Raw genomic sequence first — 22,512 nt, 5'->3', positions numbered from 1 at the left:
CAATTAAACAGCGACAGTCCGGGACTTATTTTCTCGTCCATGGCTGTCGCTGTTTCCATTTCCGGGCTTCCCCTCCTGAATATCCTCCTTGGGATGACGACCGTACCCTCAAAATAAGCCGGCTGCAGTGCGCTTCCACCAGATACACCTTAACTCCCCTCCGCTGGATTTCATTGACAGCAGAAACTAATTCGAATATTATTTAATTAGATAATATTTAAATTAGATGAATATTAAAAAACATTATGGATGGTGATCATCAACCCATGCAGCTGGATAAGATCGTCAACTATCATAAAGCGCTCGCCGACCCGACAAGAATCCGCATCCTTATCCTGCTGGCGGACGGGGAGCTGAACGGACAGGTGCTCGCGGGCAAGTTAGGCGTAACTCCTGCCACCATTACCCACCATGCCGCCAAGCTGCGGGAAACCGGCTTGCTTTATGAGCGCCGGGTGAAGAATACCATCTACTTTTCGCTGAATCATCATTTCATCAAGGCGAACGCCGCCGCTTCGGTAGAGCTGATCTACGCCCATTCCAACGAGACAGGAGGGCCTTCTATGCCCGATGACAAAGCAGAACGTCTTCAACAATCCGTTTTGAAAAACTTCTTCACCTCCGAAGGTAAATTAAAACACGTGCCTGCCCAGTTGAAGAAGAAGCTGATCGTTTTGGAGCATATTGTCTCCAGGCTGGAGCAAGGAAGAAAGTACACGGAACAAGAAATCAACGACTTCGTCCGGCAGTATCACGAAGACTTCGCGACGATCCGCAGGGAGTTTATTATGCACCAGTTTATGTTCCGGGACAACGAAGGGTACGAGCTGAACCCGCACGAAATGTGGACCAAGTGGGACAAGCTAACCTAGCAGAGGAACTTGAGGAAGGAATTCCGGTGGACAGAATAAGAAAAACTCCTTACCGGAGTCTTTTCGGGCAAAACGTTATAAATCCGCAGCGAAAGGCAGACCTGCAAGCATCTCCATGCAGCTGCCTTTTTTGGGTCGCCTAGCGGTTGTTTTTCAGCAGGCGAGAATCCAGCAAGAAATTGCCGAATGGAATGAAGGCGGCAAGCATGGCAAACAGCACTTTCAGCACGGACCAGCGGTGAGCGAAGGTGACGTGGATGACGGCCAGCACGTACAGCACGAACAACAGGCCGTGGAGCGACCCAACAATTTTGACGGCTTGCGGCATGTCCAGGAAATATTTGAGCGGCATGGCGATGGCCAGCAGAACGAGATAGGACATCCCTTCAATAAAAGCGATGATGCGCAAGCGGCCGATGGGATGATTCAACATGGCATGACCTCCAAAATACGAATAGGATGTAACTACTATCTTCTGGCCTGCTTTGGACGAACCAAAGGATTCATCTTTTATTATAAACTGCCGAAATCCGCCAAACGTCGGGCAATTGTGACCTTTTTTAAAACACAAAAAGCATCCGCCAACCTTGATTTAGCGAATGGACATAGAATCACGCAAAATTCATTACCCAAATCAGGCATAATCACTTAAATTTATTGAAAACAACTTGTTAATCCAAGTTATTATAAGTATAATTAAGTTATCTTGCATTATTCATGAAGAAAGGATTGATTCCCCATGTATCCTTGTCTATTATTCGATGTAGATGGCACGCTGCTCGATACGGAGCAGGCGATTATTGGTTCGCTGTCGGACCTGCTGCGGGAGAGGAACATCCCTTATGAGCCTGAGGACCTTGCTTTTGTGCTCGGGATACCGAGCGTCCGCTCGCTCCCCCGCTTCGGGATTCAAGATATTGAGGAAGCCGCGGAACGCTGGAATCAGCTGATGGAGCGGCATGACTACCAAATTCGCGTATTCGAAGGCATCGAGCCAATGCTGCGCCAGGTCAAAGAGCTCGGGCTGCGGACAGGCATCGTCACCTCCAAGACCCGCATGGAATATATCAAAGATTTTGCCCGGTTCGATCTGCACCCTTACTTCGATGTCGTCGTCTGCGCCGACGATACGGCCCGGCATAAGCCGAATCCCGAGCCGATATTGACCGCCTTGAAGCGGCTTGAGGCAGAGCCGAAGGACACGATATACATCGGAGACAGCATCTACGATATGCAGTGCGCGGCCGGAGCGGGCGTCGCTTCCGGACTGGCACTGTGGGGAGCGTACGATGCCGGAATTGAGGCCAATTACCGTCTGCAGCATCCGAAGGATATTCTGACGATCCTGGAAGCTGCGCTTCCGTGATCCCTTCCGCCGCCGCGGGGAAATCCGCAGCTTCCGGGTCTGGCTGGGCGGGTTGTTCTAACGTTTTACGAGAAGCGGCTTCCCGCCCTCGGGCGCTTGAATCGGGCGCTTGAACTAGAAAAGAGAGGCTCCCGCCCCTCTTCAATCCAAAATGACCGGTTTGTCCGGATCTCGCTGAAACTCGAACATCGTCCGCAGCTGCGCCTCGGTGTTGCGCTCTACCGATAAGACGGGCAGCTCGTCTTCGCCGAAAAAACCGACGGCCGACGTTTCAATCCCGCTCTGGGCGCTTCCTCCGGTAATGTCGCATTGGATAAACAGCTTATAAACATGATACGGCTCCGGCGGATGCCCGTGAAATTTCTTGTCCAGCACCGCAAGAAGCCGGACGGGCGCCGCGTCGAAGCCCGATTCCTCCTTGATTTCCTTGACCGCAACCTCCGACGGCGACAAGCCAATATCCGCCCATCCCCCCGGGAGCGCCCAGACGCCGTCTTGCTTTTCGCGAACGAGCAGAAGCTTCCCGTCCCGGAACACGACGCCGCGAATGTCCACCTTCGGCGTGGCATAGCCGGTATCGCTGGCAAACGTCAGCTTGATTTTCTCGGAGCCCGTCTCCGTGTAATGAGCCAGCATGTTGACGCTCATCTGCCGCAAGTCCTCGAACCGCTCCCGATCGTAGACATCCTTCGTGTACGCCAATCCGGTCTGCGCGATTGCTTGCATCTGCTTGGCCCATTCCAACCATCGGTGATTCATAAGACCGCCTCCTTCGTACGCTATGAAAGGATCGTTCCCCCTCATTATACCTTCCCGACGTCCCTGCCTACAATTATTTCCATACACTCGCCGACGCCCGAATTCGGTTGACAAGATTCCCGATTGCGAAGATACTAAAGATACAGAAAACTTTTTTGGTGCTCAAACTATTTTTTTGAAATTCATAGGTTTGCACACTGAAGGAAAGAAGTGAGACGGATTGGAATCGGTTAAAGAGGAGATCAGCTTCCTCCTTCCCCTGCTTCGCTGCATCGCTGCGCAGTTCGGGGATAAATGCGAGGTCGTGCTGCACGATTTGACACAGGGGTACGAAAGCACAATCGTCGCTATCGAGAACGGCCACATTACCGGAAGAAAGGTCGGCGACTGCGGCAGCAACCTCGGGCTCGAAGTGCTGCGTGGCACGGTTACCGACGGAGACCGGTACAATTATATTACGCAGACGAAGGACGGCAAAATTTTGCGCTCGTCGACCACGTACATGAAGAACGGCAAAGGCGAGACAATCGGCGCTTTATGCATCAATTTCGATATTTCGGATTTGCTCGTGGCGGAAAATACGATCCGGTCGCTCACCATGCACAGCCTCGATCAGGAGGTCAAGGAAGTTTTCGTGAACGACGTGAACGATCTTGTCGATTATTTGCTGCAGGAATGCCAGAAGTCGATCGGCAAGCCCGTGTCCCATATGGCCAAAGAGGATAAGATGAAGGCGGTGCAGTTTTTGGATGCCCGAGGCGCGTTTCTGGTGAAAAAAGCTGGCGACAAGGTGTGTCAATTTTTGGACATTTCCAAATTCACCCTTTACAACTATCTGGATGAAATCCGGGTAAATCAAGAACGCAGCGCGGCGCAAAAGTTTTTATAAGTCCATAGACATAGAAGCGTTCTGCGCCTGTGGGCGCAGTGCCCTACGATAGAGCGAAGCTCTAGTGGGCGGTTTGGATCACCGCGGGCTTCGCTTGTTGCCGTTTTCGGGATTTGTTCGACTATTTTCGACAATTATGTCGATTTTCCAAACTATATGTCTGATTGTGAAGGATTTTACAAAAAAAACAATTGCCTGACTAGGAAAAATGGTGTATATTTCCTACAAGGCCATAGGCTGAATTTTCCACGCAAATCCTTTTAACATGAAAAAGGCAAACTATTTCGAAAGAATAGGACGCAAAACTAGAGGGGCTAAGGCTGCTATTCCTATAGCGGCTATGCCAGCCAGCTACCTGTCATCAAGGATAAGAACGAAGGTGACGGTACCATACTGTCTCCTTTTTTGCTTTTCCGCTCTTTTTTTGACAGGCCAACAAAATCTGCTAGACAACGAAGAGGAGGAAAACGAATGCGAGCAAGCAAGAAAAAGATGGCTATTCTAGGAACCGTAGCGGCATTATGTCTCTCTACCGTTTCGAGCGCCGGTGCTGCCAACCGTCCAACGACCATGGCGCCTAGCGGAATGGTCACGACTCAACATTACCTGGCCTCGGCAGCAGCCTTGAAGGTCCTGGAAGACGGCGGCAACGCCGTAGACGCAGCCATCACCGCAGCGGCTACGCTGGCTGTTGTTTATCCACATTACACGAGCATCGGCGGAGACAGCTTCTGGCTGATCTACAACGCCAAAAAGAAAGAATTAAAAGCGTTAAATGCAAGCGGTCCTTCCGGCGAAAAAGCGACCATTGATTACTATAAAAACCTGGGCTACAGCAAAATTCCTTCCAGAGGGTACTTGGCGGCTAACACGGTACCGGGAACGGTTTCCGGCTGGTGGGAAGCGTACAATTACGCCGACGAAGAGATTGGCACCAGCAAGTCATGGCGTTCTTTGCTCAAAACGGCGATCAAATATGCGGAAGAAGGATACCCTGTTTCGCCGAACCAGGCGAATTGGACCAACATCAATCTGGATACGAAAGATAACGAGCTGAAGCATTTGCAGCGCTTCGAAGGCTGGGCCAAAACCTACTTGAAGCCCGACGGGCAGCCGTACAAAGCAGGCGAGCTGATGAAGCAGCCGGATTTGGCCAAAACGTTAAAGGCCATTGCCAGAAAAGGCGCGGACGGATTCTATAAAGGCGACGTCGCCGAGAAAATCGTCAAGGACGTTCAAGCAAACGGCGGACTGCTGACACTGAACGACTTTTCAAGCTACAAAGCCGAGTGGCAAAAACCGATTTCGACGAACTACCGTGGGTATAAGGCATATAACGTTCCGCCGAACTCGCAAGGCATGGCCTCCCTTTCGATCCTGAATATTTTGAACAACTTCGATGTGAAAAGCTTGGGCGAAGGGACGCCGGACTACTACCACCTGATCGTAGAAGCGACGAAGCAAGCGTTCGCGGACCGCAACAAGTGGCTGACCGATCCGAAATTTGTCAACATTCCGGTGGATTCCCTGCTCTCCGCTGAGCACGGCAAAGAAATGGCCAAACGGATCGATATGAACAAGGCCGCAGCCGATGTCGTGCCGATGGATCCGAAGGGCGATACGACCTGGATGGGCTTCATCGATAAAGAAGGTAACGCCGTATCGTTGATTCAAAGCCATTACTTCGATTACGGTGCGGGAATCGTCGCGAAGGACACCGGCGTTCTGCTTCAGAACCGGGGTAGCTACTTCTCCTTGGATCCGAAGGAAGTCAACCACCTGGAGCCGAAAAAACGCTCGTTCCATACGATCAACCCGGCGATGCTATTCAAAAACGACAAGCCATACTTGATTTACGGTACCCAAGGCGGAGAGGGACAGCCGCAGACGCAAGCCGCTCTTGTCACCCGCATTGTCGATTTCGGCATGCCCGTACAAGATGCGATCGAAGCGCCTCGCTGGCTGCACGGACGCAACTGGGGATCTTCCTCCAACGACTTGAAGCTGGAAGGACGCATTTCAAAAAGCGTTCAGGATGAGCTGATCCGTCGCGGTCATCCTGTCAAAAAGATAGACGATTATACTGATGCGGTCGGGCAATCGGGAGCCATTCTGATTGATCCGGAAACAAACGTGAAATTTGGCGGAGCCGACCCGCGCGGTGAAGGGGCGGCACTCGGATACTAACCCCCTAACGGACTGCCGACTCTATGTTCAGCAGTCCGTTTTTCCTTTGCAGCGAGCCTACCCAAAATTAACGAAGTAAGCGAGGATGAGATGATGGAAGAACACGCCAAACCGCAGATGAAAGCCGGATCATTCGGCTGGATGTTCGGATGGTTACACAAAAAGCTGAAAAATAAAATGATCGCCTGGTTTTTGATCGTATCGCTTGTGCCGGTCCTATCGATTTCCTATTATATTTCCAAGACGAGTTCGGCGGAATTGATCAAGAAGCAATCCGAATCGTACGAAAAGCTGGTGGTCAGCACCGCGACGCTGATCGACCAATACATATCCCAGCGTATGACCGAAATGAAAATATTGGCTTCCACCACCGATATCCGCTCGAACGATGCGGCGGCGAAGAACAAGTTTCTCAAAAATTTTACGGAAAGCACCAAAGTCTTCGACGGCAACACATTTATTTCGTCTAACGGCATCGTGACGGCCGACACGAACGAAGCCAGCGTCGGGGTCAATTTGGGGGAAAGACCGTTTTTCAAAAACGGACTGCAAGGAAATTCGACCTACACCGAGGTACTGCTGGCCAAAACGACCGGCAAACGCTCCATCATCGTCGCAACGCCGGTAAAGGACGCAAACAATAGTGCGGTCATCGGCGTGCTTACCGGACTTGTCAACTTCGAAGGGTTTATGGACAAATACGTGAAGCAACTGATGATTAACGACGGCGAAGGCTATCCGATCGTCGTGGACTCTAACGGAATTATTCAGCTGCACCCGGTGAAGGAGCTCATCGGAAAAAGCGCGGCCGAGTCCGGCATCTCGCCGCTGCTGGCCGATATCCTGAAAGTCGGAAACAAGCAAACCGGCTCGACCACTTACACCGACGGCGGAAAAACCTATATGGTCACCTATTCCCCAATCGCGCAGACGGGGTACGGCTTGTATCTTCATTTGCCGGTGAAGACAATCACGGCGGAAGCCACGAAAATCGAGCAGAACGTCTTTATCATCCTGCTGATTGTTGTGGCTCTGGTCATTGTTGTAGCTTATGTCTTGGCCAGACAAATTGCGAGACCAATTACAGAGATGGCAGCTGTTACCGAGCAGGTTGCCAGCGGGAATTTAAAGGTCGAGCCTTTGCCCATCCGCACGCAGGATGAAGTTGGGCAGTTGGCCCAGTCCGTCAACACCATGGTAAAAAGTCTGCACACCTTTGTTTCCCAGGTTACGCTGACAGCCGAAGAGGTCGCCGCTTCGGCGGAGCAACTGTCGGTGAATGCCGGAGAAACAAGCAAGGCTACGCAGCTGATTGCCTTAACCATTGAGCAAATGGCCGACGGAACGGAACGGCAGATGCAAGGCGTCGAAGCCAGCGTCAACGCCATCACGGAAGTGGCGAACGGCGTTCAGCAGGTGGCGGCGAATGCTCAGCAGGTCACGGATTCTTCCCAGCACACGCTTCAGGCGGCCACGGAAGGAAATCAGGCCATTCAAACCGTCACCAAGCAAATGCAATCGATCAATACGACGGTCAACGAAATTGCCGCCAATATTTCAAGCTTGGGCGCCAGATCGACCGAAATCGAAAATATCGCCAAAGTCATCTCCGGAATCGCTGCACAGACCAATTTGCTGGCGTTGAATGCCGCTATTGAGGCGGCACGCGCCGGAGAGCACGGACGCGGCTTTGCCGTGGTGGCGAACGAAATCCGGCAGCTGGCCGAGCAATCCTCCCAATCGGCAGCGCAGATCGGGGAGCTGATCTCCACGATCCAAAACGAGACTCAGAACGCCGTTGCCTCCATGGGGCAAGGAACGAAAGAAGTAAGCCTTGGCATCGAAGTGGTCAACGAAGCAGGAAAATCGTTCGACCTGATCCGCCAGTCCATCAACCAAGTGACCTTGCAAGTTCAAAACGTAACGGAATATGCGAAGCAAATGCAGGAAAGCACCGGAGAAGCGGTTGAAATGGTAAGCCAAATTTCCGAGGTGGCCCGACAGTCGGCAGACGGCACCCAGAATATCTCGGCTTCCACGCAGGAGCAATTGGCTTCCATTGAAGAAGTCACCTCCTCTTCCGAATCCCTGGCCAAAATGGCCGAGGATCTGCAGAGCATCGTCAAAGAATTCAAGCTATAACATCATAGCGGCCCTCGTTTCTCTTGTGGAGACGAGGGCCGCTGCTGTTAGCCCGTCCTTCATGCCCGGGACGAATCTTCCCCGCTTTTATCGGCAGCCGCAGGCCGGCCCGGAGTTGGACGCTTCGCGCCGAAACGGTTCGCCCCGATCACCCCGGCAATGATTATCACCGAGCCGACGAGATGATACACCGTTACCGTTTCGCCAAGCACCAGCGCTCCCGCCGCAATGGAGACGACCGTGCCGAGATTGGAGAAGACGCTCATTTTGGACGCCTCCATCTTGGACAGCACGTAGTTGGACAGGAGCGAAGTCACCAGCGAAGACAGCACGCCCAAGTACACAATCGCGACGAGAAAACGTCCGCTGCCGAGCGGCTCGAACAGCTTGCCGAGCCTGCCGTCCATCCCGTGCTTGCCGAGCGAAATGAGCAGGAACGCGCCGAAGCCGAGCCATGTCGTAACGAAGCTCAGCTCCCAAGGGCTGAACCGTTTCGACAGCGAGCGGGCCAGAACGCTGTATCCGGCGAAGGCGACGCAGGACAGGAACAGCAGGAGCAAGCCGTTCATGTTGCTCACATCGATCGAGCTGCCATTCATGACGAAGATGAAAACCACTCCGAACACGGACAGGAGAATCGACAGCTTCTGCTTCGCGTTGGTCCGCTCCTTCAAAAACCAAGAGGCGAGCAGCATCGTAATGACCGGCGTGAAGGCATACAGAATGCCGCCTTCGGCAGATCCGGCGTGCACCAGCCCGAACGCTTGAAAAGCAAAGAACGCGACAGGGTAAAATACGGCCAGCAGCAGGACGTCCTTGATCCGTTTGTTACTGTAGTCGAGCTTGATCCAGCCGACGGCTGCCGGAATGGACATGACGACCGCCGACAGCAGAAAACGAAACATGAGCGTATCCAGCGGATCTGCCGATTCCAACGCCTGCTTCGTGAACAGAAACGAAAATCCGATAATAACGGCATTCAATACAGCCCACATGTAAGCAAGCCGCAAGCCTGTAGTTTTCATAGCTTTCTCCTCCTCTTCAAGCGTCGTATCTCTACATCCTTATTTTACTAGAAATACCTTAATTCCGGATAAACTTCCGAGCAGCCGTTAAGCAAACGTTTAGGCTGGCTTTCTTTGGAAATTTAACCAGCTGTGCTATACTTGATTTGAGGTGATATCGTTGCTTGAAGGAAGAAACAGACTAAGCGTCATTGACGGTCTGCGGGGGTTCAGCTTGCTTGGCATCTTGATGGCCAATATGCTTGTCTTCCAGTATGGAATCTGGGGGAGGAGCGAGCTGCAGTTCTTCGCGTTGTCCTCGGCGGATTCTGTCGTGCAGAATCTCGTCAAAATCATCGTTGAGGGCAGCTTCATGCCGATCTTTACGTTTCTGTTCGGGTTCGGCATGATCAAGATGAAAGAGAGCATGCAAGCGAAGGGGCTGAAAGCCGGGAGGCATCTGGTCCGCCGGTTTCTGATGCTGCTCGGTCTCGGCTTGCTGCACGCTACGTATTTGTGGGAAGGCGACATTTTGGCTTATTACGGAATCACGGGCTTTTTTCTGTTGATGTTTATGAATCGGAAAGCGAAGACGCTGCTGATCTGGGGGACGATCCTCCTGTGCCTGTTCGGTCTGCTGGGGCTTGCGCCCAAGGCTACCGACGATCCGGCCTCGAGGCAGGATCAGGCGCGCATGGAACAATACGTGAAGGATACGAACCATATCTACGGAACCGGCACATATGAGCAAATCAAGCATCACCGGCAGACGACGGACCCGTTCGGAATGAATGGCCTCATGACCTTTTTCATGCTGCTGCTCGCCCCGCTGTTCACTGGGCCGATGTTTCTGTTCGGGATGTACGCCGCGAAGAAGCAGTGGTTTGCGGACCCGTCCGGCGAGCGGAGCGCTTATTTGAAGGGAATGCTGATTTTCATGCCGGCGGGACTGCTGCTGAAATCGCTGAAGCCCCTGTTTCCGGAGCTCGGCTGGGCGGGAATTGGCGAGTTGCTTGGCGGCAGCATCCTGGCGCTGGGCTATATTTTCGGCTTTGCCCTGCTCTGCTCGGCTGTGAAGAACTCGCCATGGCTGCGGCGGTTTGAAGCGGTCGGCAAGCTCTCGATGACCAACTATTTGATGCAGACGGTGATCTGCACGTCGATTTTTTACGGATACGGTCTCGGACTGTTCGGCAAGCTCGGCGTCGCGGTCGGCTGCGGATTGGCGGTTGCCATTTATTTGATGCAGCTCTTCGCGAGCGATTGGTACGTGAAACGGTTTTCCTACGGGCCGATGGAGCGGCTGCTGCGCATGTGGACGTATTTCTCCTTCGCCGGGAAGCCGAAGACGCGCATACAGCAGCCGAACGTCTCCTCCTAGAAGACGCTCTGATTCGGAACACGGAAAAGATGGGTCCCCCCGCCACAATGGAGCAGGCCCATCTTTTTACTTTTTCGCCACCGCAGCGCCCTCTTCCACGTTAACCCATGCTGCAAGCATCCTCTGGATACACTAAAAAAGGCAGAATAGGAAAAAAATATGGTAAAACTTTCACCCGAAGGTGCTGTATAATAGATCACACATACGAATTATTTACGAAGCGGGTGATCCGAATGTCATTGCGTCCCTCTTTGATCCAAACGCAGACGTTGAAGGTTCATTTGACACCGCAGCTTAGACAATCCATTCAACTGCTGCAGCTGTCTGCCACGGAATTATCGGAATATTTGCAGGAGCAAGCGGTGGAAAATCCCGTCCTCGACATCGAGTGGCTCCCCCCGTCGCGAAGCCGGACCGCCGGGTCCGATACGACGCGGCAGGACCATGCGCTGAACAACATCGGCGGGCACGCTCCGACGCTGGAGCAAATGCTGCTCGGCGAGCTTCGTCTACTCGGACTGCCCGAGCCGATACTCCAGATCGCATGTTATTGGGCAGGCAATTTGAACGAAAACGGTCATGTCACGATCTCGCCGGAAGAAGTAGGCGAAGTATTCGGCGTTTCTGCCGCCGAGGTTATGGAAGCGCTTTACAAGCTGCAGGACGCTGCCCCGGCAGGCGTCGGCGCACGAAATTTGCAGGAGTGCCTGCTGCTGCAAATTCGCAGAGACCCCGGCGCGCATCCTTGGGCGGAGCCTCTCGTCAGCCGTCATCTGGCCGATCTCGGCGCCGGACGGCACAAGACCATTGCGGATAAGCTCGGCATTCCGCTAGACGACGTCATGCAAGCGCTCGCTTATATCCGCAGCCTGCATCCCCGTCCGGGCCTGCTGTATGGCAGTACGCAGGCCGCCTATGTTGAACCGGACGCTTACATCGAATGCGTGCGGGGGCAGCTCGTAATTCGGATGAGCGAGGTTCATTTGCCGCGTCTCTCGCTGAACACATCCTACCGGCAGATGCTTGTCGACAGCATTTGTAAAGATACGAAAACCTACTTGCGCCAGCACGAACAGGCCGCACAGTGGCTGATCCGCAGCGTGGAACAGCGGAAACGGACGCTCTACCGTGTCATTGAGTGCATCGTCTCGGAGCAGGCGGCATTCTTCACGGAAGGCATCGACCGGCTGAAGCCGATGAATCTGAAGGCGGTAGCGGAAAAGCTGGAGCTTCACGAATCGACGGTGAGCCGCGCCGTGCAGCACAAGGTTGTGCAGACGCCGCAGGGACTGTCTGAGCTGAGCTATTTTTTCTCGGCGAGGCTGCGGACGGAGGAAGGCGACGCGGCATCGGCCGCAAGCGTCAAAGCGAAGATCAAGCTGCTGATCGAGCAGGAGGATAAACGCAATCCGCTGTCCGACCAGAAGATTACGGACCTGCTCGTGCAGGAAGGAATTCGGATCTCGCGGCGGACGGTGATGAAATACCGGGAGGAGCTGCATCTCCTGTCCTCCCGTCTGCGGACGCAAGCATGAAGCGATTTGGTCCCCTTGACCGCGTGCAGTATAATGGTATCGATTGGACATGAGCATAGCTCCCCAACTTTATCGAAGAGGTGAATCCGATGAGTCAACAACCGACCGAGCTGGCCACGTTTGCCGGCGGCTGCTTCTGGTGCATGGTCAAGCCGTTCGACGAGCTGTCCGGCATCGTTAAGATCGTTTCTGGGTATACGGGCGGTCATAAAGAAAACCCGACGTATCAGGAAGTATGCTCCGAAACGACCGGGCATTTGGAAGCCGTGCAAATTACGTTCGAGCCGGCCATTTTCCCTTACGAAGATTTGCTTCAGCTGTTCTGGCAGCAGATCGACCCGACCGATGCGGGCGGACAGTTCTGCGACCGGGGGGATTCGTACCAAACGGCCATTTTCTACCATACGGAAGAGCAGAAACAGAAAGCGGAAGCGTCCAAGCGGGAGCTCGACGCCAGCGGCCGCTTCGACCGTCCGGTCGTGACGCCGATCCTTCCCGCCTCCGTCTTCTACCCTGCGGAGGACTATCATCAGGATTTCTATAAAACCAATCCGCTGCGCTACAACTCGTACCGCAAGGCGTCGGGACGCGACGATTTCATCAAGCGCCGTTGGAATACGCCGGCCGACAAAGCGAAGCTGAAGGACAAGCTGACGCCGATGCAGTGGGAAGTGACGCAAATGAACGGCACCGAGCCTCCGTTCCGCAACGAATTTTGGGATCATAAGGAAGAAGGGCTCTACGTCGATATCGTCTCGGGTGAACCGCTGTTCAGCTCCCGGGACAAGTTCGACTCCGGCTGCGGCTGGCCGAGCTTCACGAAGCCCGTCGTACCGGCCCTGGTGCAGGATAAACCCGACTACAGCCACGGCATGATCCGTACGGAGGTCCGCAGCCGCAAAGCCGACTCGCACTTGGGCCATGTTTTTCCGGACGGCCCCAAAGATAAAGGCGGGCTGCGCTACTGCATCAACTCTGCGGCGCTCCGTTTTATTCCGAAGGCCGATCTGGAGAAGGAAGGCTACGAAGCGTACCTATCTTTGTTTGGGCAGGAAAAATAACCCCGCCAAACGACGCGCGGAAAGGAGCCGGAGCCGTGTTTAAATACCGCATTGATTCGCAATTGGAACTGAAGCTGTTCGAGCCGGGGGATGCCGAGGAGCTGTTCCGGCTGACGGACGACAACCGCGCCTATCTGCGGGAATGGATGCCTTGGATCGAGATGACGCAGACAGAGGAGGACAGCCGCGGATTCATCGAATCGGCCCGGCACAAGTGGGCCAAGGGTGAAGGAATGACCGCAGGCATTCTTGCGGAGGGAAAGCTTTGCGGGGTGATCGACCATCATTCGCTCAACTGGATGAACCGCAAGGCAGCCATTGGCTATTGGCTGGCCGCCTCCGCTCAAGGCCGGGGGATCATGACCCGTGCCTGCCGCGCGATGATCGATTACGCGTTCGGGGAGCTGAAGCTGCACCGGGTCGAGATTATGGCGGGCACCGAGAATACCAGAAGCCGCGCCATTCCCGAGCGGCTCGGTTTTACGCAGGAAGGCGTCGCCCGCAGCGCTCAGAAGCTGTATGACCGTTACATCGATTTGGCCGTATACAGCCTGCTTGCGGACGAATGGAACGTACAGAGCCCAGATGGCAACTGATGACGAACGGAGCGCCTCCACGATTCGAACCGTGGAGGCGCTCTGTCTTCTAATCGGCCACGATCGTCCTGTTCCTCCCCGCTTCCTTGGCTTGGTACAAAGCATGGTCGGCTCGCTGAAACAACATTTCAGCGGATTCGGCGTGGGATGGATAGTGAGCGATACCCAATGAGATCGTCGGCCGGATTCCAAGGGGATTCTCCCGTGTCTCAAAGGCTGTCCGAACCCGTTCCGCCGTAATCCGAGCATCCGGCGCGGTAGTGAACGGAAGAAGCACGACGAATTCTTCTCCGCCGTAGCGGCAGCATACGTCATTGGAGCGTACGGACGAAGCAACGATACGGGCCAGATGCTTCAATACCTCGTCGCCTGCCTGATGACCGTACGTATCGTTGATGGACTTGAACCGGTCGATATCCATCACGATAAGAGCGAAGGGTTGTCGCTTTTCCGTCCATTGAGCCATGATGGATTCAAACGTTCTTCGGTTCGTTAATCCTGTTAACGAATCGGTCATGGCGGCATGAGCCAGTTGATCGGTCTGCTTTTGCAGATCGTTTAATGCCATCGTAATCGTCTGGGTCAACAAGTCGGCTTCCCTGTTCCAGTGATGCTTGATGTCCGGGAGAACGATTCTTTCGCCTCTCCCCAATTGACTGGCCAGGTTAGCCAAGGATACGAACGGACGGGCCAAGCGTCGGGCAAGCCATATGGCAGTGATCATCAAGAGGGCAAACGGAACGAGAGTATAGAAAAGGATCGTTCGAATATAACGATTCAATTCCCCGTATACGACGCTGATGGGTGATTGCACGATGACTCCCCAACCGTTTTCCGGAACGGGGGAATAACCGGAAAGAAAGGGAATTCCATGGGAATTGGTCACCTGATCATATCCGCTTCCGCCCCGCAGTACCTTCTGGACAACGGGATTTGCACTGTTATCTTCGCCGATCCGGGATTTGTCCGGATGATATAATAAATGACCGTCGGAACTCACAATGTAAAAATACGATCCGTCGCTATCGATGTTATGCTTGCCAAACATCATATTCAATATATTGTCTTCCTGCAAATAAAGACTGCCCCCGATGAAACCGCGGTATACACCGTCTTTGTCGTAAAGCGGCTCGCTCATAAAAACGATACGACGTCCGGTTGACGAGGTGTAAGGCTTGGATATATAAGGCTTCCTTGATGCCAGCGCTTCGTCGGCGGCTTCCGCTGTGATGTGCTGTCCCACCGTGCCGTCGGAAGAAGGAGTTACGCTGCGGACAAGACCCGTTTCGTCCACGACGGTGATGGAGTTGAAAAAATTGCCGCTGAGGCGCAGCAATTCAAGCTGCTTTTGCAGCTCCTGCTCGTTCGATAAATGATTTACCGAAATATAGGCGCCGGTGTATTTCAATCCCGCCCGCATCGATTGAAATAACGAATCGATGGTCTGACTTATTTTGGTTGCAGCCGAATGGTTCAAGGCGAATCTCGTTTTGAATAACGATTGCCTATTGGAATGATAGGACGCCAGAAGCAGAATCGTTAAAGTAAGCGCTACGGAAAGAGAAACCAACCCTGTTAAAAGCGTAACAAGACTGATCTTCTTCTTTTTCGCAACGTCAATCCCGCACAGCCCGGAAATGGCATTCGCCTCCTCAACCCCCAAGTAACTTACCCATAATTCGACATCATTCGCTATAATCCTTTTCGTCGGACGGCCTAAACAAAAATGAATCCAAGACGCCGACCTAGGCCAGCAGTTTGCCATCCGCCCTCCTATTTTCCTCGCCGCACTTCCACCCTTCATCAAGATGCCATACTTTTCAACAGTTCACCAAAATTTTGTGAAAAGAATCACATGTAATGGGGCAAGATTGAATCAAGGACCCTTTTGTTTCATGTTTCTTAGGAGAGGTGATGATCCATTGGAGCCTTACAAAAAGCATGAAAAGCGTCTGATGATCCTTATGTTCATCGTCGGGTTCATCATGCTGCTTGCTTTTCTCAGGAGATTGTTCGCTTAAATCAATCCGGCTACGCCTGAAGGAGATGAGCTTCATATGCAATACGATCCGGTGCTTTTCAGCCGAATGCTTACCGAGTTGACATTGTCGTTCCACATCATCTTCGCTACGATCGGCGTCGGCGTTCCGGTCATGATCGCGCTTGCCGAATGGCGCGGCATCCGAACGAACGATCCGCACTACTTGCTGCTGGCCCGCCGCTGGACGCGCGGCTTCGTCATCACGGTCGCCGTAGGCGTCGTCACGGGAACCGCTATCGGCCTCCAGCTCAGTCTGCTGTGGCCGAGCTTTATGAAGATCGCCGGGCAGGCGATTGCGCTGCCGCTATTTCTGGAGACGTTCGCCTTCTTTGTCGAGGCGATTTTCCTTGGTATCTACCTATATACGTGGGACCGGTTCAAAAAGAAGACGACCCACCTGCTGCTGATGATCCCGATCGTGATCGGGTCGTCCGCTTCCGCCTTCTTCATCACGACGCTTAACGCGTTTATGAATACGCCGCGCGGATTTACCTTGGAGAATGGCGTCATCAAGAACCTGCAGCCGCTGGTTGCCATGTTCAACCCGGCGACGCCGACGAAAGTATCTCACGTGCTCGCTTCGTCTTACACGACAAGCGCCTTGATTCTTGCCACTATCGCCGCCTGGGAGCTGCTGCGCGGCAAAGATCACGTCTATCACAAAAAAGCGCTGAAGCTGACGATGACAACCGCGTTCGTGTTTGCAATCAGTACCGCAGCCATCGGTGACTTGTCCGGCAAGTTTCTGGCCAAGTATCAGCCGGAGAAGCTTGCTGCGGCCGAATGGCATTTCGAGACCGAGACTCATGCGCCGCTTATTCTCGGTGGGGCTTTGGACGAAAATAATGAAGTCATATACGGCATCTCCATTCCGTATATGCTCAGCGTGCTCGCGCACAACGATCCGGCGGGCAAAGTGATCGGCCTGAATGAATTTCCAAAGGATGAATGGCCGCCGCTTGTGATTCACTACCTGTTCAATTTCAAAATCGCCAGTGGCATGTTTCTGGTGCTCGTCGGCCTCCTTTACTTGTTCCGGCGCCGACTCAGCCGAACGTCGGAAGCGCCGCGCTGGCTGCTGCGCATGATTGTCGTCGCGGGCCCGCTCGCGATGCTGACCATCGAGGTCGGCTGGTTTTTCGCGGAGCTGGGGCGGCAGCCTTGGATCCTGCGCGGCTTCATGAAAGTATCCGATGCAGCCACCACGTCGGACCATGTCGATATGATACTCATCTTGTTCTGTTTCCTCTATCTGCTGCTCGGCTTCACGGTCGTACGCGTGCTTGGCAAGCTGTTCCGCAAGCATGACGTCTTTGAGGAAATGATCACGCTCGGTATCGAGAAAGGAGGCCGCCGTTTATGAGCTACGAGCTGCTCGGTATTACCGTCCTGTGGACGTTTCTGTATGGCTATCTCATCGTCGCCTCCATCGATTTCGGCGCCGGATTTTTCAGCTACTACAGCCTCATCACTAGGCAACAAAATAAAATTCATAAGATCATTCAACGTTACCTGTCCCCGGTGTGGGAAGTAACGAACGTTTTCCTGATCTTCTTCGTCGTCGGAATTGTCGGCTTCTTCCCGCACACGGCCTACTACTACGGCACGGCGCTGCTGATCCCGGGCAGCGTGGCGGTCATTCTGCTCGCCCTGCGCGGCTCGTATTATGCATTCAGCACCTACGGCAGCAAAGAAAACCGCGGGTACATGCTCTTGTACGGAGCGACGGGGCTGCTGATCCCCGCTTCGCTCTCGACGGTGCTGACCATCTCGGAAGGCGGCTTTATCGAAGAGCGCGGCGGCGAAGTACTGTTTCTATGGCCCAAGCTGCTCGCAAGTCCCTATTCGTGGAGCGTCGTACTGCTGGCCATCGTCAGTGTGCTGTACATCTCCGCGATGTTCCTGACATACTACGCGGCGAAAGCAAGAGACGGGAACGCGCTGGAGGTTGTGCGCGGCTATGCCCTGCTCTGGAGCGGCCCGACCATCCTGTCGAGCTTTCTGGTGTTCCTCGGCATCAGAGCCCAAAATCCACGGCATTTCGAGAACATGCTCGACCTGTACTGGATGTTTGCTGCTTCCTTCCTGTGTTTCCTGATTGCCGTCTATTTCATCTGGAAGCGCCGAAATTACGGATGGGCGTTCGTCCTCGTCATACTGCAATTTGCCTTCGCCTTCTACGGGTATGGAGCAGCGCATCTGCCTTATGTGTTATACCCGTACATTAACATCTACGGCGGGTTCACGAACGAAACGATGGCTCTTACGCTCGTCATCGCTTTTATCGCCGGCTTGCTCGTGCTGATCCCGTCCATGTGGCTGCTGTTGCGGCTGTTCCTGTTCGATGCCGGCTATGTTCAAGGCCAGAAGAAAGGATGAAGTTTCATGGAGCATTTCATGATGATGTACCTCCCGCCCCTTATTGTGGCGGCCTCGCTTGCGTTCATGTTCATCTGGAGCGGCAAATCTCAAGACAAAGGGTTTAAGTAGCTCCCGGACCAAGTCAAAAATCCCGTCCTGCAGCGGATAACCGCACAGAACGGGATTTTTCACATGGACCGCGCATCTTCTGCGGACGTCTTAAAAGAAACCTCCACCAAACCCAAACGGGCTGAAGCCGCCAAAGCCGAACGGGCTGAAGCCGCCGAAAGCGAATGGGGAAGTTCCAATAGCGAGCAAATCGAACAGAACGAGTGGAAGGATCGCTGACGTTTTCACCTGCTTGCCATTACGGGTGGAAACCAGCAATTTGTTACCATTCACGCGCAGCAACTTGCCCTCTACAATCGTTCCGTCTTTCTTGACCGCATAAATCTGCTTGCCTACCAGCTTGGCGACATCCTGCTTGCTGACTGCTTTTGGCATATGCGCACACCTCCGAATAGTAGCGTCGGGCCGTGGCCCTAATAGATTGGGTATAACGCTATATAGTACGGAATGGACACCGGGGCTGCTTGTATAAATGCCCCGCCGTCCAAACAAGATGTGCCTTCGTCCTGTCCTGCATTTGCAAGTGCCACCGCTCCGGTCAGCCTCGGCGCAGACGGCCAAGCTCCGTTGTAATCGCTTCGATTTCGCTGATGCTGAATTGATTCTTCCCGGCAACCATCTCATAAATGTCGCGCAGCTCTTCGTACTGCTCGTCATTGAGCTGGGTAGCCTTCAGCGCGGCGCCGGAAGCCATCCGCAGCTTTTTCTTAATTTCTTCAATCATAAATTCCGTGTTTTCAAACGTGTTCGTCGTTAAATTCATCAGGGTCACCCTTTCGTGCGCCTTTCGTTCTCCCTTCCATTGTACCATGTTTTGTAGGGGGACGCCCGGTGCAATATAATGGTGACTGACCTGCATCCCCGAACAAAAACCGAAGGAGGTTTTGTCATGATTCACACGCTTCATCTACATACGAAGCAGCGCGACGAAATGATCGAAATTACCCGTCTGATTCACGATCTGCTGAAGCAGGAACAACTGGAAGAGGGACTTGCCGTCATCTACTGTCCCCATACGACGGCCGGCATCACCATTCAAGAAAATGCGGACCCCGATGTCCGTCACGACGTGCTAATGCGGCTTGATGAAGTATACCCTTGGACGCATCCGAAGTACCGTCATGCCGAGGGGAACACCGCCTCGCATCTGAAGGCGATAACGACGGGCTCCTCCCAAACCGTGCTTGTGGCCAGCTCGCGATTGGTACTGGGCCGCTGGCAAGGCATTTATTTCTGCGAATTTGACGGGCCCCGCGAACGCTCTTGCCTTGTAATATTCATTCGTGGATAAAGCGAGGAAGCGATAACGCATTAGTGTAATGAAGCATTAGGCTGAAAAAAATTTACCGATTCGGTAACGTCTTATCCTGAAGTCCTTCGCACAAATATTTGACGTGCTGTTCTGCCAGCTTTCGAACATCTTGGTACGCTTGGTTGTAATGAATGTTATACGAGATGAAGCCGTGTATGGACATAAACAAGCTCCAGGGCAAGCTGTGCATTTTCTTCTCGTTCCCCGGCTGACGGGAGACGACGGACCGGACGACCGCGGCAAACAGATCAAGGCATTGCGATTGCTCTTCCCGGGAGTACCGCAGCAGCTCCGGGTCTTTGATCATGAACATAATCTCGTAATGATGCGGATTGTCGAGCCCGAAGCGGATGAACTCCAGCATCAGCTTCTCCAGCTGTCCGATATCCCCGAGACGGGACCGGTTCAGCATGTCTTTTTGGCGCTCCAGCAGCATTTTGAAATCCTCGTTGACCAGCGCATAGAACAGCTCCGCTTTTTCGCTGAAGTGGTAATACAATGCTCCGTGGCTATAACCCATCGACTTTGCGATGCTTCGCATGGTTAAAGCATGATAACCCTGTTCGATAAAAAGCTGCCGCGCTTCTTCCAAAATGCGCGTCCGACTTAGTTCTTGTGCAACTGCTTTTCTTGCCAAGTGCCTCCCTCATTTCTATGCGTGATTTATACTAAAAGCCGCCGGCTTCCGCTTCACGGAAGCTCGGCATGCTCTACGTAACGTTCTTCTCCATGGATGATCGTCCCTTGACCCTGAGTCAAGTCCGTCATCCACGCGGCAAATGTATCCGCTTCCTCAACGAAAGGCAGGCAGCTCAGCGTCACCTTATCGGTGAAAACGGTCTCGCCCATCATCATACCGCGGTTCCGCAGCTCGTTCTCAACCTTGCCAAGCCACGTATAATCGACCTCCACCAGCACTTCCCGGTGAAGCACCTTGTACACTTGCTCCGCCGCGGCAAGCCCGGTGACCGCCCCGTCGGTGTAGGCGCGAATCAAGCCGCCCGCCCCTAACATAATGCCCCCGAAATAACGGGTCACGACGACGACGACGTTTTTCAGGCCTTGATTTTTAATCACTTCGAGGATCGGCTTCCCCGCCGTCCCGCTCGGCTCCCCGTCGTCGGACGCTTTCTGAATTTCGTCGCGTTCTCCGATCATGTAAGCCGAGCAGTTATGCGTGGCGGACCAATGCTCCTTCTTCATGCTTTCGATGAAAGCAACGGCTTCTTCCTCGGTCTCAACGGGCTTCGCAAACCCGATAAACCGGGATTTCTTAATGACGATCTCCGCCGAGCCGAATCGCTTAACCGTTCTGTACCGCGTTAACATGGACGTTTCCTGGCGCCTCCTTATCAGGCCGTAGCCTCTGGAACATCCGGCGGCCGGGATGCCTGCAAAAAAAGCAGCCATCCCGGGGGATGAACCGCTTTTTCCGCGCGCTGCGAGTTACTTCGACAATCTGGCCTCGAGCGCAGCCTTTTCTTTCTCGTAGCCCGGTTTGCCGAGCAGTGCGAACATGTTTTTCTTATATGCCTCCACGCCCGGTTGATCGAACGGGTTCACGCCCAGCAGGTAACCGCTGATGCCGCAGGCTTTTTCAAAGAAATAAACCATGTAACCGAATGTATAAGGTGACAGATCGGGCAGCGTGACGATCAGGTTCGGCACTCCGCCGTCCGTATGCGCAAGCATGGTGCCCTCGAACGCCTTTTTATTGACGAAATCCATCGTTTGTCCGCTCAGGAAGTTCAAGCCGTCCAGATCTTGCGGATCGGTGCCGATGGCGATATGCTCCGACACCTGCTCGACTTGGATAACGGTCTCGAACAAGTTGCGCGAGCCTTCCTGAACGAATTGACCCATGGAATGCAGGTCCGTGGAAAAATCGACCGAAGACGGGTAAATGCCTTTGTTGTCCTTGCCTTCACTCTCGCCGTACAGCTGCTTCCACCATTCGGAGACGTAGTGCAGCGCCGGCTCGTAGTTGACGAGAATTTCCGTCGTTTTACCCTTACGGTACAGTGCATTGCGAACCGCAGCGTACTGGTAGGCTTCGTTCTCCTTCAGGTTCGGATTGGAGTAAGTCTCACGCGCGTCCGCGGCGCCCTGCATCATCGCTTCGATGTCCACGCCAGCCGTGGCGATCGGCAGCAGGCCGACGGCGGTCAACACAGAGTAGCGGCCGCCCACATCGTCCGGGATGACGAACGTTTCGTAGCGTTCCTCGGTCGCCAGCTTTTTCAGCGCGCCCTTCGCCTGATCCGTCGTCGCATAGATGCGTTCGCGCGCCCCTTCTTTACCGTACTTCCGCTCAAGCAGCTCGCGGAAAATCCGGAAAGCGATGGCAGGCTCCGTCGTCGTGCCGGATTTGGAGATCACGTTGACGGAAATGTCCTTGCCTTCAAGCAGCTGCAGCAGATGCGTCACGTAAGTGGAGCTGATGTTCTGGCCGACGAAGTAGATTTCCGGCGTCTTGCGCTTGTCCTTCGGCAGCAGATTGTAGAAGCTGTGGGACAGCATCTCGATCGCCGCTCTGGCCCCCAGATAGGAGCCCCCGATGCCGATGACGACAAGCGCGTCGGAATTCGATTGAATGCGCTTGGCCGCCTGCTGGATGCGGGCGAATTCTTCTTTATCGTAATTGACCGGGAGATCGATCCAACCGAGATAATCGTTCCCGGCGCCGGTTTTGTCGTGCAATTGATTGTGCGCGGCGGCTACGGCACCCGCCAAGTAATCCACCTCGTGCTGCTGAATGAAACCAAAAGCCTTGCTGTAATCAAAACGAAGTTTAGCTCCCATTCCAAATACATCCTCCCGTCCGGTTCGTTTTTTTCTCTGTGACATGCGGGCAAGACTTGTCCTTGCTTCGAATCG

General features: G+C 53.7%; 22 protein-coding genes and 1 riboswitch. Of the genes, 13 read left to right on the top strand and 9 right to left on the bottom strand.

The features are described from left to right. Positions 1-266: 266 nt before the first annotated feature. Positions 267-872, top strand: coding sequence for a DUF2087 domain-containing protein (locus tag BLO51_RS20700; RefSeq protein WP_090674860.1), 606 nt, complete (start codon positions 267-269; stop codon positions 870-872). Positions 873-1,011: 139 nt separating this feature from the next. Here BLO51_RS20700 and BLO51_RS20695 read toward each other — a convergent pair whose 3' ends face one another. After that, a complete protein-coding gene (locus BLO51_RS20695) occupies positions 1,012-1,305 on the bottom strand; it encodes a DUF3817 domain-containing protein (RefSeq protein WP_090674858.1) in 294 nt (97 codons plus the stop codon). 306 nt (positions 1,306-1,611) lie between these two features. Here BLO51_RS20695 and BLO51_RS20690 point away from each other — a divergent pair, with 306 nt between their 5' ends. Further along, the gene (locus BLO51_RS20690) at positions 1,612-2,238 is read left to right on the top strand and encodes an HAD family hydrolase (protein ID WP_090674856.1); all 627 of its coding nucleotides are present in this window, start codon (positions 1,612-1,614) and stop codon (positions 2,236-2,238) included. Positions 2,239-2,379: 141 nt separating this feature from the next. Here BLO51_RS20690 and BLO51_RS20685 read toward each other — a convergent pair whose 3' ends face one another. After that, a complete protein-coding gene (locus BLO51_RS20685; RefSeq protein WP_090674854.1) occupies positions 2,380-2,997 on the bottom strand; it encodes an NUDIX hydrolase in 618 nt (205 codons plus the stop codon). Between the two features lie 220 nt (positions 2,998-3,217). On the opposite strand from BLO51_RS20685, the gene BLO51_RS20680 reads away from it, so the two are divergent. The 3 genes from BLO51_RS20680 (at position 3,218) to BLO51_RS20670 (ending at position 8,215) form a co-directional block, all read left to right on the top strand. Further along, the gene (locus BLO51_RS20680) at positions 3,218-3,886 is read left to right on the top strand and encodes a helix-turn-helix transcriptional regulator (RefSeq protein WP_090674853.1); all 669 of its coding nucleotides are present in this window, start codon (positions 3,218-3,220) and stop codon (positions 3,884-3,886) included. Between the two features lie 263 nt (positions 3,887-4,149). Then, a riboswitch (cyclic di-GMP riboswitch) is annotated at positions 4,150-4,245 on the top strand. Between the two features lie 133 nt (positions 4,246-4,378). Next, positions 4,379-6,073, top strand: a complete 1,695-nt coding sequence (ggt, locus tag BLO51_RS20675) for a gamma-glutamyltransferase (protein WP_245719756.1) — start codon at positions 4,379-4,381, stop codon at positions 6,071-6,073. Between the two features lie 90 nt (positions 6,074-6,163). Further along, positions 6,164-8,215 carry a methyl-accepting chemotaxis protein gene (locus BLO51_RS20670; RefSeq protein ID WP_245719755.1) on the top strand — a complete coding sequence of 684 codons (2,052 nt, stop codon included), beginning with the start codon at positions 6,164-6,166 and terminating at the stop codon, positions 8,213-8,215. 59 nt (positions 8,216-8,274) lie between these two features. On the opposite strand, the gene BLO51_RS20665 is transcribed toward BLO51_RS20670, so the two are convergent. Beyond that, a complete protein-coding gene (locus tag BLO51_RS20665) occupies positions 8,275-9,240 on the bottom strand; it encodes a DMT family transporter (protein WP_090674849.1) in 966 nt (321 codons plus the stop codon). Between the two features lie 160 nt (positions 9,241-9,400). On the opposite strand from BLO51_RS20665, the gene BLO51_RS20660 reads away from it, so the two are divergent. The 4 genes from BLO51_RS20660 to BLO51_RS20645 all read left to right on the top strand — a co-directional run bounded on the left by BLO51_RS20660 (position 9,401) and on the right by BLO51_RS20645 (position 13,792). Then, positions 9,401-10,600: a DUF418 domain-containing protein gene (locus tag BLO51_RS20660; RefSeq protein ID WP_245719754.1), complete on the top strand. Its 1,200-nt coding sequence runs from the start codon at positions 9,401-9,403 to the stop codon at positions 10,598-10,600. 233 nt (positions 10,601-10,833) lie between these two features. Further along, positions 10,834-12,135 carry an RNA polymerase factor sigma-54 gene (gene rpoN, locus BLO51_RS20655; RefSeq protein ID WP_167670271.1) on the top strand — a complete coding sequence of 434 codons (1,302 nt, stop codon included), beginning with the start codon at positions 10,834-10,836 and terminating at the stop codon, positions 12,133-12,135. A gap of 89 nt (positions 12,136-12,224) precedes the next feature. Further along, entirely contained in the window at positions 12,225-13,196 is a 972-nt protein-coding gene (msrB, locus tag BLO51_RS20650) for a peptide-methionine (R)-S-oxide reductase MsrB (RefSeq protein ID WP_090674846.1), read from the top strand. A gap of 35 nt (positions 13,197-13,231) precedes the next feature. Continuing rightward, positions 13,232-13,792 carry a GNAT family N-acetyltransferase gene (locus BLO51_RS20645; RefSeq protein ID WP_090674844.1) on the top strand — a complete coding sequence of 187 codons (561 nt, stop codon included), beginning with the start codon at positions 13,232-13,234 and terminating at the stop codon, positions 13,790-13,792. Positions 13,793-13,841: 49 nt separating this feature from the next. Here BLO51_RS20645 and BLO51_RS20640 read toward each other — a convergent pair whose 3' ends face one another. Beyond that, complete coding sequence (locus tag BLO51_RS20640) at positions 13,842-15,455, bottom strand: sensor domain-containing diguanylate cyclase (RefSeq protein ID WP_245719753.1); 1,614 nt, start codon at positions 15,453-15,455, stop codon at positions 13,842-13,844. Between the two features lie 394 nt (positions 15,456-15,849). Between BLO51_RS20640 and BLO51_RS20635 the strand changes: the two genes are divergently transcribed. Genes BLO51_RS20635 through cydS form a run of 3 tightly spaced genes read left to right on the top strand, consistent with a single transcriptional unit; the run spans position 15,850 to position 18,323 of the window. Next, a complete protein-coding gene (locus BLO51_RS20635) occupies positions 15,850-17,196 on the top strand; it encodes a cytochrome ubiquinol oxidase subunit I (protein WP_090674841.1) in 1,347 nt (448 codons plus the stop codon). Continuing rightward, complete coding sequence (locus tag BLO51_RS20630; protein ID WP_090674840.1) at positions 17,193-18,212, top strand: cytochrome d ubiquinol oxidase subunit II; 1,020 nt, start codon at positions 17,193-17,195, stop codon at positions 18,210-18,212. The genes BLO51_RS20635 and BLO51_RS20630 overlap by 4 nt, the downstream gene beginning before the upstream one ends. Before the next feature lie 6 nt (positions 18,213-18,218). After that, positions 18,219-18,323: a cytochrome bd oxidase small subunit CydS family protein gene (gene cydS, locus BLO51_RS31260; RefSeq protein WP_425415821.1), complete on the top strand. Its 105-nt coding sequence runs from the start codon at positions 18,219-18,221 to the stop codon at positions 18,321-18,323. A 90-nt stretch (positions 18,324-18,413) separates the two neighbouring features. Here the strand turns inward: cydS and BLO51_RS20625 are convergent, their stop codons facing one another. Both BLO51_RS20625 and BLO51_RS20620 read right to left on the bottom strand, forming a co-directional pair. Then, positions 18,414-18,698 (bottom strand): 50S ribosomal protein L33, encoded by a 285-nt coding sequence (locus BLO51_RS20625; protein ID WP_090674838.1) that lies wholly within the window; start codon positions 18,696-18,698, stop codon positions 18,414-18,416. A gap of 163 nt (positions 18,699-18,861) precedes the next feature. Further along, on the bottom strand, positions 18,862-19,086 hold the full coding sequence (locus BLO51_RS20620; protein WP_090674836.1) for a DUF1128 domain-containing protein: 225 nt from the start codon (positions 19,084-19,086) through the stop codon (positions 18,862-18,864). 126 nt (positions 19,087-19,212) lie between these two features. Here BLO51_RS20620 and BLO51_RS20615 point away from each other — a divergent pair, with 126 nt between their 5' ends. Further along, positions 19,213-19,614: a secondary thiamine-phosphate synthase enzyme YjbQ gene (locus BLO51_RS20615; RefSeq protein ID WP_090674834.1), complete on the top strand. Its 402-nt coding sequence runs from the start codon at positions 19,213-19,215 to the stop codon at positions 19,612-19,614. Between the two features lie 52 nt (positions 19,615-19,666). Here the strand turns inward: BLO51_RS20615 and BLO51_RS20610 are convergent, their stop codons facing one another. The 3 genes from BLO51_RS20610 to BLO51_RS20600 all read right to left on the bottom strand — a co-directional run bounded on the left by BLO51_RS20610 (position 19,667) and on the right by BLO51_RS20600 (position 22,437). Then, entirely contained in the window at positions 19,667-20,272 is a 606-nt protein-coding gene (locus BLO51_RS20610) for a TetR/AcrR family transcriptional regulator (protein ID WP_090674833.1), read from the bottom strand. Positions 20,273-20,325: 53 nt separating this feature from the next. Beyond that, positions 20,326-20,964 (bottom strand): YigZ family protein, encoded by a 639-nt coding sequence (locus BLO51_RS20605; protein WP_090674831.1) that lies wholly within the window; start codon positions 20,962-20,964, stop codon positions 20,326-20,328. 117 nt (positions 20,965-21,081) lie between these two features. Next, on the bottom strand, positions 21,082-22,437 hold the full coding sequence (locus BLO51_RS20600; protein WP_090674829.1) for a glucose-6-phosphate isomerase: 1,356 nt from the start codon (positions 22,435-22,437) through the stop codon (positions 21,082-21,084). Positions 22,438-22,512 lie beyond the last annotated feature (75 nt).

It is taken from the genome of Paenibacillus tianmuensis (genome assembly GCF_900100345.1).
Taxonomy (GTDB): Bacteria; Bacillota; Bacilli; order Paenibacillales; family NBRC-103111; genus Paenibacillus_G; species Paenibacillus_G tianmuensis.
The sequence above is the reverse complement of the archived record's forward strand: the minus strand, read 5'-3'. Positions and strand labels throughout refer to the sequence as shown.

What these genes read in the sequence shown, in the direction of transcription:
- BLO51_RS20700 (WP_090674860.1), top strand. Translation starts at nt 267, where the DNA reads ATGCAGCTGGATAAGATCGTCAACTATCATAAAGCGCTCGCCGACCCG.
- BLO51_RS20695 (WP_090674858.1), bottom strand. Translation starts at nt 1,305, where the DNA reads ATGTTGAATCATCCCATCGGCCGCTTGCGCATCATCGCTTTTATTGAA.
- BLO51_RS20690 (WP_090674856.1), top strand. Translation starts at nt 1,612, where the DNA reads ATGTATCCTTGTCTATTATTCGATGTAGATGGCACGCTGCTCGATACG.
- BLO51_RS20685 (WP_090674854.1), bottom strand. Translation starts at nt 2,997, where the DNA reads ATGAATCACCGATGGTTGGAATGGGCCAAGCAGATGCAAGCAATCGCG.
- ggt (WP_245719756.1), top strand. Translation starts at nt 4,379, where the DNA reads ATGGCTATTCTAGGAACCGTAGCGGCATTATGTCTCTCTACCGTTTCG.
- BLO51_RS20670 (WP_245719755.1), top strand. Translation starts at nt 6,164, where the DNA reads ATGATGGAAGAACACGCCAAACCGCAGATGAAAGCCGGATCATTCGGC.
- BLO51_RS20665 (WP_090674849.1), bottom strand. Translation starts at nt 9,240, where the DNA reads ATGAAAACTACAGGCTTGCGGCTTGCTTACATGTGGGCTGTATTGAAT.
- rpoN (WP_167670271.1), top strand. Translation starts at nt 10,834, where the DNA reads ATGTCATTGCGTCCCTCTTTGATCCAAACGCAGACGTTGAAGGTTCAT.
- msrB (WP_090674846.1), top strand. Translation starts at nt 12,225, where the DNA reads ATGAGTCAACAACCGACCGAGCTGGCCACGTTTGCCGGCGGCTGCTTC.
- BLO51_RS20635 (WP_090674841.1), top strand. Translation starts at nt 15,850, where the DNA reads ATGCAATACGATCCGGTGCTTTTCAGCCGAATGCTTACCGAGTTGACA.
- BLO51_RS20630 (WP_090674840.1), top strand. Translation starts at nt 17,193, where the DNA reads ATGAGCTACGAGCTGCTCGGTATTACCGTCCTGTGGACGTTTCTGTAT.
- cydS (WP_425415821.1), top strand. Translation starts at nt 18,219, where the DNA reads ATGGAGCATTTCATGATGATGTACCTCCCGCCCCTTATTGTGGCGGCC.
- BLO51_RS20625 (WP_090674838.1), bottom strand. Translation starts at nt 18,698, where the DNA reads ATGCCAAAAGCAGTCAGCAAGCAGGATGTCGCCAAGCTGGTAGGCAAG.
- BLO51_RS20620 (WP_090674836.1), bottom strand. Translation starts at nt 19,086, where the DNA reads ATGAATTTAACGACGAACACGTTTGAAAACACGGAATTTATGATTGAA.
- BLO51_RS20615 (WP_090674834.1), top strand. Translation starts at nt 19,213, where the DNA reads ATGATTCACACGCTTCATCTACATACGAAGCAGCGCGACGAAATGATC.
- BLO51_RS20605 (WP_090674831.1), bottom strand. Translation starts at nt 20,964, where the DNA reads ATGTTAACGCGGTACAGAACGGTTAAGCGATTCGGCTCGGCGGAGATC.
- BLO51_RS20600 (WP_090674829.1), bottom strand. Translation starts at nt 22,437, where the DNA reads ATGGGAGCTAAACTTCGTTTTGATTACAGCAAGGCTTTTGGTTTCATT.